The sequence below is a fragment of the Bacillota bacterium genome, from assembly GCA_040755295.1.
In the GTDB taxonomy this organism is placed as follows: Bacteria; Bacillota; Desulfotomaculia; order Desulfotomaculales; family Ammonificaceae; genus SURF-55.
Window position 1 is genome coordinate 31,536 of record JBFMBK010000002.1, and the last position, 15,436, is coordinate 46,971.

The 15,436-nt window shown below is 54.9% G+C and carries 15 protein-coding genes; all 15 read right to left on the reverse strand.

Annotation, left to right across the window (positions count from 1 at the left end; genetic code table 11):
- Positions 1 to 74: 74 nt before the first annotated feature.
- The 15 genes from queD to codY all read right to left on the reverse strand — a co-directional run bounded on the left by queD (position 75) and on the right by codY (position 15,350).
- Positions 75 to 449: a 6-carboxytetrahydropterin synthase QueD gene (gene queD, locus AB1500_02150; GenBank protein MEW6181965.1), complete on the reverse strand. Its 375-nt coding sequence runs from the start codon at positions 447 to 449 to the stop codon at positions 75 to 77.
- Positions 450 to 660: 211 nt separating this feature from the next.
- Complete coding sequence (locus AB1500_02155) at positions 661 to 2,043, reverse strand: MFS transporter (GenBank protein MEW6181966.1); 1,383 nt, start codon at positions 2,041 to 2,043, stop codon at positions 661 to 663.
- Positions 2,044 to 2,204: 161 nt separating this feature from the next.
- Positions 2,205 to 3,905, reverse strand: a complete 1,701-nt coding sequence (locus AB1500_02160) for a proline--tRNA ligase (protein MEW6181967.1) — start codon at positions 3,903 to 3,905, stop codon at positions 2,205 to 2,207.
- A gap of 113 nt (positions 3,906 to 4,018) precedes the next feature.
- Positions 4,019 to 5,191 carry a flavodoxin-dependent (E)-4-hydroxy-3-methylbut-2-enyl-diphosphate synthase gene (ispG, locus tag AB1500_02165; protein MEW6181968.1) on the reverse strand — a complete coding sequence of 391 codons (1,173 nt, stop codon included), beginning with the start codon at positions 5,189 to 5,191 and terminating at the stop codon, positions 4,019 to 4,021.
- 379 nt (positions 5,192 to 5,570) lie between these two features.
- The gene (rseP, locus tag AB1500_02170) at positions 5,571 to 6,641 is read right to left on the reverse strand and encodes an RIP metalloprotease RseP (protein ID MEW6181969.1); all 1,071 of its coding nucleotides are present in this window, start codon (positions 6,639 to 6,641) and stop codon (positions 5,571 to 5,573) included.
- Positions 6,635 to 7,798: a 1-deoxy-D-xylulose-5-phosphate reductoisomerase gene (locus AB1500_02175; protein ID MEW6181970.1), complete on the reverse strand. Its 1,164-nt coding sequence runs from the start codon at positions 7,796 to 7,798 to the stop codon at positions 6,635 to 6,637. Before AB1500_02175 ends, rseP begins: the two co-directional genes overlap by 7 nt.
- Positions 7,799 to 8,119: 321 nt before the next feature.
- Complete coding sequence (gene ytvI / locus AB1500_02180) at positions 8,120 to 9,217, reverse strand: sporulation integral membrane protein YtvI (GenBank protein ID MEW6181971.1); 1,098 nt, start codon at positions 9,215 to 9,217, stop codon at positions 8,120 to 8,122.
- Positions 9,196 to 10,011 (reverse strand): phosphatidate cytidylyltransferase, encoded by an 816-nt coding sequence (locus tag AB1500_02185; GenBank protein ID MEW6181972.1) that lies wholly within the window; start codon positions 10,009 to 10,011, stop codon positions 9,196 to 9,198. The genes ytvI and AB1500_02185 overlap by 22 nt, the downstream gene beginning before the upstream one ends.
- Positions 10,012 to 10,025: 14 nt before the next feature.
- Positions 10,026 to 10,820, reverse strand: coding sequence for an isoprenyl transferase (locus tag AB1500_02190; GenBank protein ID MEW6181973.1), 795 nt, complete (start codon positions 10,818 to 10,820; stop codon positions 10,026 to 10,028).
- Positions 10,821 to 10,915: 95 nt separating this feature from the next.
- Positions 10,916 to 11,155: a hypothetical protein gene (locus AB1500_02195; GenBank protein ID MEW6181974.1), complete on the reverse strand. Its 240-nt coding sequence runs from the start codon at positions 11,153 to 11,155 to the stop codon at positions 10,916 to 10,918.
- Positions 11,156 to 11,159: 4 nt separating this feature from the next.
- Positions 11,160 to 11,684, reverse strand: coding sequence for a ribosome recycling factor (frr, locus tag AB1500_02200; GenBank protein ID MEW6181975.1), 525 nt, complete (start codon positions 11,682 to 11,684; stop codon positions 11,160 to 11,162).
- 105 nt (positions 11,685 to 11,789) lie between these two features.
- Positions 11,790 to 12,521 carry a UMP kinase gene (gene pyrH, locus AB1500_02205; GenBank protein MEW6181976.1) on the reverse strand — a complete coding sequence of 244 codons (732 nt, stop codon included), beginning with the start codon at positions 12,519 to 12,521 and terminating at the stop codon, positions 11,790 to 11,792.
- Positions 12,522 to 12,748: 227 nt separating this feature from the next.
- Positions 12,749 to 13,357: a translation elongation factor Ts gene (tsf, locus tag AB1500_02210; protein ID MEW6181977.1), complete on the reverse strand. Its 609-nt coding sequence runs from the start codon at positions 13,355 to 13,357 to the stop codon at positions 12,749 to 12,751.
- A 131-nt stretch (positions 13,358 to 13,488) separates the two neighbouring features.
- Positions 13,489 to 14,205: a 30S ribosomal protein S2 gene (rpsB, locus tag AB1500_02215; GenBank protein MEW6181978.1), complete on the reverse strand. Its 717-nt coding sequence runs from the start codon at positions 14,203 to 14,205 to the stop codon at positions 13,489 to 13,491.
- 374 nt (positions 14,206 to 14,579) lie between these two features.
- Complete coding sequence (codY, locus tag AB1500_02220) at positions 14,580 to 15,350, reverse strand: GTP-sensing pleiotropic transcriptional regulator CodY (protein MEW6181979.1); 771 nt, start codon at positions 15,348 to 15,350, stop codon at positions 14,580 to 14,582.
- Positions 15,351 to 15,436 lie beyond the last annotated feature (86 nt).

Here is a 15,436-nt window from a genome sequence, read left to right on the forward strand (position 1 = left end):
GCTCAACGGCCCACTTCCAAATATCACATCTTTCAGTCCACGGCCTTCAGGCCTTTTCCAAGCGGCGCCATCTTTCACGGTTTGTACACCACCCATGCACCGGGAGACTCGGCCACTTTTACCTCTTTTACCTTTACGTTCGGGTAGGCCGAGAGCCCCGCGACAACTGCCTCCAAGATGCTGCGCGCGATGTTTTCCGCTGTCGGCTGCCGACCGGCGCTGAACGGCGGCGTCTCGTTCAGGTAACGGTGGTCGAATACCGCCACGGCGTCTCGTGCCAATTGCTTTAGTATGGTGAAATCGAGCAGCATCCCCGACGAGTTCAATTCTTTCCCGGCAACGGTTACCGCAACCGTCCAGTTGTGCCCGTGCAGTCGCCCGCAGGGCGAATCATGCCCTTCCAGACAATGCGCCGCGGCAAAAGACGTCTCGACCGTAAGCTCGTACAATTCAATCCTCCGTTAATAAGTTCAAAGTTTAAAGTTCAAGGTTCAAAGTTCAAGGTTTGAAACACAGAATAACCTTTTCCAAAGGCTGAGGCAGTCAGAATAAAGAATATAGAATTGAAAAAGTATTATCTATTCTACAGTCCGCCTTCTACCTTCTAGCTACTGCCTACTGCCTACTGCCTACTGTCTACTGTCTACTGCCTACCGGCTACTATATCATATCCGGCTTGCGCGGCCGGCCGTACACCGTTGCGGAAACCATTGCGCCCACAGCCGCCACCGCCGCGGCGGTCAAATAAGCCTCCCGGCAGGCCGTTCCCGTCAATCCGCCGATAACAGCACCCGCCTGCCGCTCCGTAAACACGGCGGCCACCGCGATCCCGAAAGTCATACCAACACTCCGCGACATGGCCATCACCCCGCCGGCGATACCCAGCCGTTCCCGGGGGACCGAACCCATAACGGCGCTGTTATTCGGCGATTGAAACAGACCTGTGCCGACCCCGAAAACGGCAAGCCGCCACGCGATGTCCGTCGCGTGCGTGCTGGTGCTGATCAACCCGAGGAAACCAGCGCCGGCCGCGCAGCACAAAGAACCCACAACCGCAAGCCAACGGGACCCGATATAGTCGGATACGGTACCCGCCACGGGCGCCACCGCAAGCACCGAAAGCGGAAAGGCCGTCATGACCATACCGGCCTTGTCGGCTCCGAAACCCAACCGCTGCTGCAGGAAAAAGGTAGTGGTGAAAACGACAACGTACTGCGCCATGTAGTTAAAAAATGCAGCCAGATTGCCGGCGGTAAAAATCCGTTCCGTAAATATTCCAAGGTCCAACATCGGGTAAGGGCTGCGCCTTTCCTGCATCCAGAATCCGTATATACCGGCGATGCATAAGAACAACAGCAGGAACACGTTCCCCGGAAAATACAACTGCCTGCCCTGAGTGAGCAGCAACAACCCGCTGGTCAGTGATATAAATATGAGGACCGCTCCCGCCCAGTCGAACGGTTCTTTTTTTCTTTTCTCGTCAAACGGGATGACCCAAAGACCCCAAAGAAGTGCTATCAACCCTATGGGCACGTTTACATAAAACACCAGCCGCCAGTCAAAGTGCTGGGTGATGAAACCTCCCAAAGCCGGCCCCGCGCTGAGCCCCGCCGCCGCCACCATGGCATTGAGCCCCAGGGCGCGCCCCCGCTCTCCCCTGGGGAATACGGCGGTGATGATCCCTGGCGCTATGGCCACGCTCATGCCGGCCCCGATAGCCTGCAGCGCCCGGCACGCTATCAGTATATAAAGGTTCGGCGCCATACCGCAACCAACCGAACCCAACGTGAAAATCCCTACCCCCGCAAGGTACACGCCGCGCTTACCGAAAAGGTCCCCGAGGCGTCCGTAAATCAATATGAAGCAGCCGATAAACAACAGGTAGGCCATGGAAACCCAACTGACGGCTGCGGCATCTGCTTTGAAGTCCTGGGCGATCCGTGGAAGCGCTATATAAACGATACTGGCATCCAGCGGGCCCATTACGGTCCCGGCCTGAACCGCCGCCAGAACCGCCCATTTGCTGCTGCTTCCCTGTGCCAATCCGTGTCTCCCCGTGTAAGTATTCCATGAACCCCGCAGGGCGTGGCAAGAAGCGGCTCACAGATAATGTAATTCGGAAATCAGATCTGGATATCGGCAGCCGGATTCAATAAAGTGACTCTACTTTCCGTAATTGAGACATCCTTGGACGGTACAGTCTATTACTCGCGGAGCAACCGGGACACCGCGGGCACCGCATCGTTTTCATTTACTAGTATGCTGTCACCGGTTTTCCGGCTACGCACCTCCACCAAACCCTCTGAAACGTTGCGGCCCGCCGTAACCCGCACCGGATAGCCTATCAGATCAGCATCCTTGAATTTAACCCCGGGCCGTTCGTCGCGGTCGTCCAGAACAGCTTCCAATCCGGACGCCGTCAATGTTTCATACACCTTCCCGGCTGCCGCATTCTGCTGCGCGTCCTGGTTGTTTACCGGCAGGACCGCAACTTGGAACGGCGCAATGGATGCGGGCCAGACAATCCCTTGGGCGTCATGGTTCTGTTCGACCGCCGCGGCCATCGACCGGCTCACTCCGATCCCGTAGGTGCCCATCACCATCGGATGCTTTTCTCCCTGCTCGTCGAGAAAATTCGCTTCCATCAACCGGCTGTACTTTTCCCCCAGTTTGAATACCTGCCCCACCTCGATCCCCCGGACCGCAAGCATCGGTCGGCCGCAACGGGGACAAGGGTCGCCCGCCGCGACCAGTCTTATATCGGCCACGTTTTGAACCTCGAAATCCCGTCCCAGACAAACGTTACGGTAATGAGCGTCGTTTTTATTGGCGCCCGCCACCCCCGATTTAAGCGCCGCAACCTCAAGATCTATAACCATCGGAAGGTCAAGGCCCACCGGCCCCGCAAATCCGACCGGCGATCCGGTCGCGGCCTCCACCGTCACGGCGTCCGCAAGCTCGAGGTTCAAAACGTCGAGATGATTTTGCAGTTTCACCTCGTTGACCTCCCGGTCCCCCCTGATCAGGGCGGCCGCCAATCCGCGTTCCGTACGGTAAATGAGTGTTTTGACCAGTTGGTTCGGTTTTACCCCCAGAAACCCGGTAACCTCTTCCACGGTGCGCATTCCCGGTGTAGCCACAAGTTCCAGCGGCCTTTCTTCGCCGCCGGTCAAAGGATTAAACAGGCTTTCGGCCTTTTCCACGTTGGCGGCGTACCCGCAGGCCCCATCCGTGCAGTATACGACTTCCGCCTCGCCCGAATCCGCCAGCACCATAAACTCGTGACTGCCGCTGCCGCCGATGGCGCCGGAATCCGCCTCCACCGCCCGGAACCTCAACCCCATCCGTGTAAAAACCCGGCTGTAAGCGTCGTACATCACCCTGTAAGTGTCGTCAAGTTCCTTCTCATTCCGGTGGAAGGAGTAGAGGTCTTTCATGATGAACTCTCGACCGCGCAGGAGGCCGAAACGCGGCCGGCGTTCGTCACGGTACTTGTTCTGGATCTGATAAAGCATAAGCGGCAGTTGTTTGTAAGAGCGTACCTCAGCGGCGACCAGGGATGTCACCATCTCTTCGTGTGTCGGACCCAGGCAGAAGTCGCGTTCATGCCTGTCGTTAAGCCGGAATAGTTCCGAACCGTACACGTTCCATCGTCCCGAACGGTGCCACAATTCAGCCGGCTGCACGATGGGCATCATTATCTCCAGACCGCCGGCCCGGTTCATCTCTTCCCTGATAATGCCGATGATTTTCAGTAAAACGCGCTGGGCAAGGGGCAAATATGTGTAGACCCCCGATGCCACCTTACGGATAAACCCCGCCCGCAGCAACAGCTGGTGGCTTATAACCTCGGCCTCGGCCGGGATCTCGCGCAGCGTTGGAATCAGCAGTTCGGAAACACGCAAAATTCTTACCTCCCCTAAAAACGATCAACCGCCAAGACGCCAAGAAAATGTATGAATTAAGAAAATGTTTACGCGTCAGAACCGCTTTTGCCCTTAACGTAGAACGTAGAACCTCAAACTCCCGCTATGCCCATCGCTATTATTTCTTTGAGAAGGCTTTCGGCAAGCTCCGTCTCGGGGATCGTCCGCACCGGCTCTCCCTTGCGGAAGAGCAAACCCACACCCTTACCGCCGGCGATTCCCACGTCCGCTTCCCGCGCTTCTCCCGGACCGTTTACCACACAACCCATCACCGCTACCTTCAGCGGCGTCGTTACGCCCTGAAGCCTTTCCTCGATATAGGTTGCCAGATTAATCAGATCTATTTCGCAGCGCCCGCAGGTAGGACAGGAGATAAGCTCCACCCCGCGCCGCCGCAAGCCGAGGGCTTTGAGTATTTCCCATGCCGCCCAAACCTCGTGCCGCGGCGCGGCGGTAAGCGATACCCGCATGGTGTCTCCTATCCCTTCGGAAAGCAATACACCGATGCCTATGGCTGATTTTATCAACCCCGAGCGGATGGTTCCCGCTTCGGTCACCCCTACGTGGAGGGGATAATCCACCGCACCGGCAAGCAGACGGTAAGCGTTAATCATCATAGAAACATCCGCCGCTTTGACCGAGACCTTAATCGCGTTGAAATCCATGTCTTCTAGCAGCCGGATGTTATCCGCGGCGCTTTCCACCAGCGCCTCCGCGGTAACGCCGCCGTATTTTTTCAACAGCCGCTTCTCCAAAGAGCCGGCGTTGACCCCGATGCGGATAGGAACGCCGCGCTCCCGGGCCTCGCACACCACCGTGCGCACCTTCTCGCGGCTGCCGATGTTCCCGGGGTTCAGCCGCAAACCGTCAATCCCCGCCTCAAGCGCCCGTAACGCCAGACGGTAGTCAAAATGAATATCGGCGATTACGGGTATCGGAGACCCCGCCTTTATTTTCGGCAACGCAGCCGCCGCTTCCGCGTCGGGAACAGCCACCCTGATCACTTCGCAGCCGCAGGCCGCGCACTCCATGATCTGCGCCAGGGTGCCGTCCGGATCGCGCGTATCGGTGTTGGTCATAGACTGTATAACAACGGGCGCCCCGCCGCCGACCGTCACGCCGCCGATTTTTACCGGGCGCGTCAACCGTTTGTGCGTTACCGCATCAACCTGGCGCGACCGCCCCGCGGACCGGTCCTCCCCCTGTGTGGGACACACATCCGCTTGAGCAGCCGTGTTACATTCCGTCAAGTGTTCATCCTTCATGTTTAAAAGCTTCCTCGTATGGCTTTTTGTGTTACACAATGCAGTTAAGCAACACGCTTACGGGTCTATATTTTCATCCTTATAAACACGCCTTTTCGCTGTGCTCAGGCACAAAACATTATGAAATTGTCCAGATTTACGCATTACTCATTTTGGTTCCCTTGGCGTCTTGGCGGTTGATTTATTTCCATATTCTTAGTCCATTTTCAGATTTCGTTGTGCCGCTGAATGCGGCATGTGGGACTCTTCTTTAATTCCGCTTAAAAATTACAGGCCGTTTCCCGCCTGTAATTTTATGGAGCTATTCTTCTCAGTCAAAGGTCGGGGCATTCCTTGCCGCGGCAGGTGTACGGCGCACTCCGCCGCTTTGCCCGGAATCCTACTTAACGCCTGCCGACAGCTGAAGGATGTCGTGATAAGTAACCGCGACCATCAATAGTATTAAAATTCCGAAACCGAACAGGTGGACCATGTTTTCCTTGGCCGGGTCGATCGGGTGTCTGGTAACACCCTCCCACGCCAGAAAACCGATCCGGGCGCCGTCGAGTGCCGGAATGGGCAGGAGGTTAAAAAACCCAACGTTTATACTCAGAAAAGCCACCATCTCCACAAGGTATAACAGGCCGTGTTTCGCTGCCTGCCCGATATAGGCGATCACCCGAACAGGCCCGCTTATTTCATCCGTCGGTGCGGCACCGATAAACACGTCTCGGATAAAGCCGGCGATTAGCCCCGTAACCATTCCGGTGTACTGAACCCCCTGGCCTAATGCTTCGACACCGTTAATCTTCCTGTACGCGAGAACCTTGTCCCCGATTTCGATCCCTACCTTGCCTTTCCCGTCCGCCTCCACACGCGGTAACACCGCCACCTTCAACTGCCGTCCTTTTCGTTCGACGGTTAAAACCTTCTCGCGGCCGGGGTTCTCCCCAAGCCGGGTAGACACTTCCTCGGATCTGGTCACCCGTTGTCCGTCGACGGCCAGGATCCGGTCCCCTTCCTTTATTCCTGCGGCAACGGCGGGATATCCGGGAAGCACTTTGGCCACCTGAGGGACGATGACCTCGGGAATTCCCTGAGAGAAAGCGATAACCGCTATCGCCACCACCGCAAGGACGAAATTCATCGCTGGCCCCGCCGTAATTACGGCCAGCCGGCTGAGAACCGGTTTGCGCGCGAAGCTGTAAGGCTGGTCCCGCTCGGGATCATCAGGGTCCATACCGATAAGCCGGACAAACCCTCCCAGCGGTACCGCCCTGAGGTTGTAGGCGCTTTTCCCTCTTTTAATGCCCCACAACCGGGGCCCAAATCCGAGACTGAACTCGTGGACACCTATTCCCACAGCGCGGGCCATCAAGAAATGACCGGCCTCATGAATAAAAACCAGTACACCCAGCACCACGACTACCGCAATAATAGTCGGAACATTAGATAAAACAATAGTCAGCATCTTTTCAACTCCCTGATAACCTCTTGTGCCTTATCCCTTGCCCATTTATCGGCCGCCAGAACCTGCGCCAGATCGGGCGCCTTTTTTACGGAGTGGGCGGAAACCGTTTTTTCCACCACCTCCGGAATCCGGGTAAAAGGGATATTCCCCGCCAGAAAATCGGACACTGCTACCTCGTTCGCCGCGTTTAAAACCGCGGGCATGGTCCCGCCTATCCGTCCGGCGGTAACCGCTAATTCAAGGCACGGAAAGCGGGCCGTATCCGGTTCCTCGAAAGTAAGACTTCCCACCGCCGCAAGGTTAAGCGGCGTGACACTGTTCCCCGTCCTCTCCGGGTAAGTGAGGGCATACAGGATGGGAAGTCGCATATCCGCCGTGCTCAACGCCGCGATGACCGTGCCGTCATCGAACTCAACCATCCCGTGCACGATACTCTGCGGGTGCACCAGTACCATTATGTTATCATAATCAGACCCAAACAGCCAGTGCGCCTCGATAACCTCCAAACCCTTATTCATCAGGGTAGCCGAGTCTATGGTGATTTTAGGTCCCATACGCCATGTCGGATGTTTAAGCGCCGTTTCCGCCGTAACCCGCGACAACTCTTCAAGGCTGTATTCCCGAAAAGGCCCCCCCGACGCCGTAAGGATAATCTTTCGTATCCCGCGGCGCCCGTCAAGGCACTGCCATACAGCCGAGTGTTCACTGTCTACCGTCAGAAGACGTACGCCCTTTTCACGCGCAAGCTGGGTAACCACCTCACCGGCGACCACCAGGGTTTCCTTGTTTGCCAGGGCTATATCCTTCCCGGCTTCAATCGCCGCTATGGCCGGCACGAGGCCGGCGGACCCCGAAACCGCCGCAAGCACGGTATCAACGCCCTGCCAGGTGGCGACACGCGAAAGCCCTTCCGATCCGGAAAATACAGTTGTCTCAATCCCGGAAGGCAAAGCGGCCCTGAGGCTTTCTGCATCTTCCTCCCGTAGAAGCGCAACCGCCTCCGGTTGGAAAGACATCGCCTGCTCCAGCAACAGGCGCCAGTTCCTGCCTCCCGCAAGCGCCCGTACTCTGAACCGTTCAGGAAACTCCTCGGCCAACTGCAGCGTCTGCCTCCCGATCGATCCTGTACTTCCCAAGATAGCGATGTCCCGCGCCAACTTCTTCCTCCCTTAAAATAGGCGTTTATTCGCAGGGCGCGGCGATAAGCAACGCATTGTTTCAGAAGTCAGATGCAGGAGGTAAGGAGTCGGATATCTTGAAAAAATTCGCTTTTGCGAATTCCCACTTTGAATCCGACCTCTGGTTTCCGGCTTCCGACATCTGAATCCTCCGGTCTTCCTTGCACTGCATTACTTCCCGCCACGTTCCGTTCATGTTTTTCTTCCGTATTATAGCAACACGCTTACTGGTCTACATTTTCAGATTTTTTCGTCAAGAGTCCGGCGGCCGAAAAAAATCCGTGGTTTTAACTTGCAAGGTTATATCTTCTTCCCTTTCATGGAGGCCCGCGCCGCCTTATACGCCGCCTGAATGATAATCACAACTATCGGTCCCAGGATAAGCCCTGCGACACCGATTAACTTCAGCCCGGCATACATCCCTACCATAACCACCAACGGATGAAGTCCGAGGCTCATGGCGACGATCCGCGCTTCAAAAATTTGTCTTATTGCGAAAACCACAATATACAGCACCAGCAGTTTTAGGCCGAAAGACTGCGTCCCGGTTAAAAACGCGATTATTATCCATGGTACGAATACCGCGCTTGGTCCAAGCACCGGTAAAAGATCGAAAAACCCGATGACAAGACCCATCGTCAGCGCGTACTTTACATGAAGGATGTAAAGGCCGACGGTCGAAAGGAACATCGTCAACGTCACCAGTATGAGTTGTGCCCTAAGGTAGGCGAGAAAGGCGCTAAACGCTTTCTGCCCGAGGAGGAGTACCTGCTGGTCCCACGGCGCCGGCACCACCCGGGTCCAGAACCTGCCCATGGCCTTCCGGTCCCTGCTGATAAAATAGGTCGCGATAAAGCTCACCACAAAAACCAGCGCCGCGTTGGGAAGTGAACCTAGAAAATTCAAGAAAGAACTTATAAACAGGCTGACGGTATTGCCGGCGCTGTTAGTAACCGCGCTGATTGTGTTTTCAAGGTACTGCACCGCTTCCGGGGGAAGAGAACCATACCCTTTCCGCACCCAGGCGATGGAAACGTTAAGAATTTGTTGAAACTCGCTGATGTATAACGGGAGGCGGCGTGAAAGGTCGCCCAGTTCTGTGATCAGGTGCGCCACCAGCAGCGTCACTATAAGCCCGGCGCCCGCAAAGAAAATGAACATCGTAATGAGAACGGCAAGACCTCGCGGTAAACGCCGGCTGAAGAATCTGACCAGCGGCTCCATAAAGAGCGTAAAGATACCGGCGATAATGAAAGGCATCAGCACGATCAGTACGTATCGCAAAACCCAAAGCGTAAACACGATTATAAAGGAAACCGCTACGATTCCCGCTGTTGCGATTAGCAACCGCCGCAACCAATCCGGCACGCTTCTTATCACCCCACACTCATCAGCCACCGCGCCGCCATGTAAACCACCGGCGCGGTAAGCAGCATGCTGTCGAACCGGTCCAGAACACCGCCGTGTCCCGGAATCAAGCAACCGGTGTCCTTATTCCCGGTTGTACGTTTTACCGCCGAAAACACCAGGTCGCCTACCTGTCCCGCAACCCCTACGACCAGCCCCAGGCCGAACAGAAATACCCGGTCGAACGGCAGCCAGAATGAAAAAAGGCTCGACGCTACAGCGCTCCCGAGCAAACCGGAAATGAAACCCACTAATGTTTTTCCCGGGCTCAGAACCGGCGCCAGGCGCCGCTTTCCCAAAAAGCGCCCGCCGAAATAGGCCACGATGTCAAAAGCCCAGGTGGCGACAAGCGCCAGAAGTAACCATTGTCCCCCGTGCGGCAACAGCCTCAGCAGATAAAGGTATAAGAAAAATGACAGGTAGGCGGTGGTGAAGAAGGTAACCCCCGCTTCCGGCAGCGTATAGCGGGGAAACAAAAAGACCAGGGCTACCGCACAGATCAGTAGAAAACAGACCAGCGCAGCCGGGTAACTGGCACTATCATAATATGCGGCCGCCAGTAAAACGAATCCGCCTGCATACGCCAGAGAAAAACTGGGTTTCAAGCCCGTGCCGGCGGCGAGCCGCAGCATCTCCCGTATGCCGGTGAAGTAAAGGGCCGCAACCAATAAAAAAAGCGGCCATTGACCCCACCAGGCTGCCATAATAAACACCGGGATTCCAACCAGGGCGCTTGCAACCCTTACCAACAAGCCATCACAATTTTTAACAACCGTCTCCCGCAAAGGACTCGCCTTCCCTACAATTTCCGGTTAAGGCCGCCAAAACGGCGCTCGCGCTGTTGGTAATGTATCAAGGCCTGAAGAAAGTCAACCCGCCCGAAATCGGGCCATAATACCGGTGTAACGTAAAACTCCGTATAGGCAAGCTGCCAGAGCAGAAAATTGCTGAGCCGGAACTCTCCCGCAGGTCTGATGAGAAGATCCGGATCAGGCATCCCGGCCGTATAGAGATGGTCGCTGACAATCTTTTCATCAATATCGTGCGGTTTCAGGTTCCCGTTCTCGACCTTACCGGCTATCGCCTTGACGGCGTCGACTATTTCCCAGCGCGCGCCGTAATTCACGGCAAGGTTCAGGGTCAACCGGCTTCCGCTGGAGGTCTCCCGCTGAAGACTGTGAATAGCATCGGAAACCTTCCTGGAGAGGTCTTCGGCGCGGCCCATTACCCTCACCCGCACCCCGTTGCGTTTTAGCTCCTCTATCTCATTTCCCGCGAACTCCACGAAAAGGTCCATAAGAAACGACACTTCGTCGGGAGGACGACGCCAGTTCTCCGTAGAAAAGGCATACGCCGAAAGCACAGGCACGCCGACTTCGGCGCAAATACGCACTGTCTGGCGCAAGGCGTTTACACCGGTACGGTGACCCAGTGTCCTGGGTAAACCGCGTTTTATCGCCCAACGACCGTTTCCGTCCATAATCACCGCCACGTGCCGGGGCAGGCGTGAGACGTCAAGCCGGGCCTTTAACGATTTTTCATCGCGCGGCATACCTTTTTCGGCTTTGCGCCGGCCGCCTATACCCTTCAGCAACAACAATGCCTCCCCAAAACGGTCGTCAATCGGATGCCACCGGACTCAGCAAACAACACACCACTCTTCCCTCTTTGCGGCAACTTACACCGCCCTTAGGAACAGACCGGTCCCGGGGGTAATTCATCGCAGTATGAGATGGACTCGGGTTCATCATTGTATACCACAATCAGTTCGACAACATTTGCCTCAATTTCCGTTATACGTGCCACTCTGGGGTTCCCGACCGGTTCCAACCGGGATGCTCCCGTAGAACAAACCTTAAAGGCATATCCGGCTTCGCTGATCACGGATATAGCCGATTCGAGGTCCCAGCCCAATAACTCCTCGAACACCGGCTTACACTTCCATGATCTCTTTCTCTTTTATCGCCAGTATACCGTCGACCTCTTTTATGTACTTGTCGGTCAATTTCTGAACCTCACCCTGGAGTCTTTTTAGTTCGTCTTCCGTAATGACGGAATCCTTTTTTTGTTGCGCCTTTAATCCGTCATTCGCGTCCCGGCGAATATTCCTGACGGCAACCCTTCCTTCCTCAGCCTTTTTGCGCACCATCCTGACCAATTCCAGACGGCGCTCCTGGGTAGGCTGCGGCATCACCAGACGGATGACCGTGCCGTCACTCGCAGGAGTGATACCGAGATCCGATTTCATTATCGCCCGTTCAATTCCGGCAACCGCAGTCTTATCCCACGGCTGAATCAGCAGAACCCTTGGTTCCGGCACGCTGATTGTTGCAAGCTGGTTGATAGGGGTTTGGGTTCCGTAGTATTCAACCGTAATTCTTTCCAGAAGCGCCGGTGTCGCCCGCCCCGTCCTGATTGAGGCCAGATCTTTCGCCAAATGCTCGACCGCTTTTTCCATCGACTCTTCCGCACGATTTACCAGTTCATGCACACTAAACCACCCCTGTCGGTTTCCATATTACGATCTCCCGCTCTTAATAGGATGCACAGAAACCCTGCAGACCTAATTCCCGCCGTTTCCGATAAACGTGCCTATTCTCTCGCCCAGGATCGCCTTCCTGATGTTACCCTTCTCCCTGACGTTGAAGACTATTACAGGAATCCCGTTGTCCATACAGAGGGAAGCCGCGGTTGCATCCATCACGCCCAATCCCCGGTTGAGCATTTCAATATAGCTCAGTGAGTCTATCTTGCAAGCATTCGAATTCTTTTTCGGGTCGTCGTCATAAACGCCGTCCACACCGCGTTTGGCCATCAGGATTATGTCCGCTTCGATCTCCGCCGCCCGCAGAGCGGCGGTTGTATCCGTAGAAAAATAAGGGTTGCCTGTTCCGGCAGCAAAAATAACTACCCTGCCTTTTTCAAGGTGGCGGAGCGCCCTGCGCCTGATGTAGGGTTCTGCGATCGCCCGCATTTCTATCGCTGTCTGGACCCGGGTATCCACTTTAGCCTTCTCCAGCGCATCCTGCAGTGCCAGAGAATTGACGGTGGTGGCTAGCATCCCCATATAGTCTGCAGTAGCACGATCCATCCCTTTCGCGCTTCCGGCTATACCCCGCCAGATGTTGCCCCCGCCGACCACCACCGCTATCTGTATCCTGTATTGCAGCACCACGTCTTTTATCTCGTTCGCTACAAAGGACGCCATTTCCGGATCGATACCGTATCCCTGTTCGCCGGCGAGAGCCTCCCCGCTGATCTTCACAACAACCCGGCGGTACTTGGGTGTAAGCATCTGCATATCTCCCTCTAAAATAAGCGTTCTTTCGCTGGGCGCCGCGATAAGTAATGCATTGCTGGGTCACTTCTCGCCGCGTTCCGCCTTTGTTACGTTACTGCTTCTAAGCAGCCAGCTAAAGGGTCCTCATTTCCATTCATCACAGTGCGCTATGCGCGGGTAACTCCTGGTATAGAATTTTGGACGGTCAGATCGCTCATAAATCTTATTCGATAATCCACCAATTAACCGTTCCTGATTCCTTCACCCAGCTCGTACCGCACAAAGCGCCTGACAACAATGTTTTCCCCTACCCGGGCGACCACTTCGTGCAGCAGGCTTTGGACGGTAATATCCGGATTTTTAATAAAGTGCTGATCAAGAAGGCACATTTCCTTAAAAAACTTATCGATGCGTCCTTCCACCATTTTTTCGATCACCTTTTCCGGCTTCCCCTCGTTTACGGCCTGCGCCCTGAAAATTTCTTTTTCCTGTGAGACGGTTTCCGCGGGAACATCCTCGCGTGACACGTATTCCGGACGCGACGCAGCAATTTGCAAGGCTAAGTCGTGCACAAGGTTTTGGAAGTCCTCCGTCTTGGCTACAAAATCCGTCTCGCAGTTGACTTCGACCATCACGCCGACACGGCTGCCCGGGTGAATATACGCCGATACCAACCCTTCCGACGCAGCGCGCCCCGAACGCTTCGCCGCCTCCGCCAGCCCCTTTTCACGAAGAATAACGACCGCCTTTTCAAGGTCGCCTCCCGCTTCGGAAAGCGCTTTCTTGCAGTCCATCATGCCCACACCGGTTCTTTCTCTAAGCTCTTTTACCATTTTTGCCGAAATCTCCACCCAACCTTAACCTCCGTTTCACCTTTCATCGCTAAATTCTTCCGTAAGGCGATTATAACCAAAAAGCTCCGACCTTAAAAGGCCGAATTCCATCCGGATTCATAAAAAAGGGGGGCAATCCCCCCTTTTTTCTATTCCGCCGCTTCTTCTGCCTGAGGAGCTGCAGCCCCTTCGCGACCCTCGATCACCGCATCGGCCATCTTACTTGTTATCAGGCGTACCGCCCTGATCGCATCATCGTTGCCCGGAATCACGTAGTCTATCTCGTCCGGGTCACAGTTGGTATCGACAATCGCCACCACAGGGATGCCTATCTTGCGGGCCTCGGCAACCGCGATTCTTTCCTTGCGCGGGTCCACAACATACAACGCGCCCGGTAAGTTACGCATATTCTTTATGCCGCCGAGGTACTTCTGGAGTTTGCCCATCTCACGCATTAACTCTGCGGCCTCTTTCTTGGGCCTCAGCTCCAGTTGCCCGTTTGTGACCAACCGCTCCAGTTCGTGAAGCCGCTCAACTCGGCGTCTGATTGTCTGAAAATTGGTAAGCATACCGCCGAGCCAGCGCTGGTTTACGAAAAACATACCGCTCCGCTGCGCCTCTTCAAGAATGGACTGCTGGGCCTGCTTTTTCGTCCCGACGAAAAGAACGCTTCCGCCCTCTGCCGCCAATTGCTTTATGAAGTTGTATGCGATATCAATTTTTCTAACGGTTTTCTGGAGATCAATAATATAGATCCCATTCCGGTCCATAAAAATATAAGGCGCCATTTTGGGGTTCCAACGTCTGGTCTGATGCCCAAAATGCACACCTGCTTCAAGCAATTGCTTCATTGAAACAACCGCCACTTCTCCACCTCCTTCCGCCGGGGTTTTTACCGCCGCAGCCATCACCTTCCCGAAAGACCCGCAGGCACCCCTTTCGGAAATCCGGCAGCGTGAGTATTTGAGTATCGATGCAAAACACTTTTTGGACAGGTTTCCCTAATTCATACCGCTACGGTATACCCATTGGCATGTCTTTCCGGCCAAGCGGGTAACAAAAACCCGTCTGGTACATTGCACCTCCACCTCTGGCCAACGCCAAAGCTTATTTTACCATGCCGCGCCGGGACGCGCAATAGATTCGTTCTCCAAGGCCGATGTAAAACATGTATATAACATATTTCGAAATCCAGTTGGGAAGACGGTTGGTTTCGGGAAGGCAGGGTTCAACGACCTTATTACGCCCGTTTCAGTTCCTCCATAAGCTGGTCATTAAGTACGCGGATGTAAGTCCCTTTCATTCCGAGCGAACGCGCTTCGATAACGCCGGCACTCTCGAACTTGCGCAGGGCGTTGACGATAACCGAACGCGTAATACCCGCCTTATCGGCCACCTTACTGGCAACCAGCAGCCCCTCCCCCTTGCCGAGTTCCGCGAACACATGTCGGGCGGCATCAAGTTCGGAGTATGACAGCGACCCCATGGCGACCTGCACCGCTGCTTTTTTGCGGGTTTCTTCCGCCATCTTTTCCATACGGGATCGAAAAATCTCCATCCCTACGACCGTCCCGCCGTGTTCAGCAAGAATAAGATCACTTACCGCAAAATTACGCGCGAATTTTGTCAGTACCGCCGTTCCCAAGCGCGTGCCCGCACCCACAATGGGCACGACGGTAACAGTTGCGTCTTCGAAACGGCAGGGCGCACGGTTATTGAATATGCAGGCGTTGTGCTCCTGGTGAAAGTTGGCCCTGGTCTCGGTGATCCCGAGCAGGCTTTCATGATAATCCGAAGGGAAACCGGATTTCCCGACCACGCGAAGCATCCTCTTGCAGGAAAAGCCGGTCATGAAGGAGTAACCTAAAACCTTCCCCGTATAATCGATTAAATAAACGTTGGCGCGAATCAACTCGTTAAGCGTTGCCGCTACCGCAGCAAAATCAACATGATCGGAAGTATTTTGCAGTATTCCGTTCAAGGTGCGAGCCTTTTTTAAAAGACGCTCCACAACTTCTTCCCCCTATGCAGACCCCTCGGAAGCTGCTGCAAAACTAACGCCTAGCTATTTTTAGAAGCAAGATGCAGGATATCAGA

Excerpts from the sequence above, each read along its gene's own strand:
- ispG (MEW6181968.1), bottom strand. The coding sequence starts at position 5,191 with ATGAAGGATGAACACTTGACGGAATGTAACACGGCTGCTCAAGCGGAT.
- rseP (MEW6181969.1), bottom strand. The coding sequence starts at position 6,641 with ATGCTGACTATTGTTTTATCTAATGTTCCGACTATTATTGCGGTAGTC.
- pyrH (MEW6181976.1), bottom strand. The coding sequence starts at position 12,521 with ATGCTTACACCCAAGTACCGCCGGGTTGTTGTGAAGATCAGCGGGGAG.
- frr (MEW6181975.1), bottom strand. The coding sequence starts at position 11,684 with ATGGAAAAAGCGGTCGAGCATTTGGCGAAAGATCTGGCCTCAATCAGG.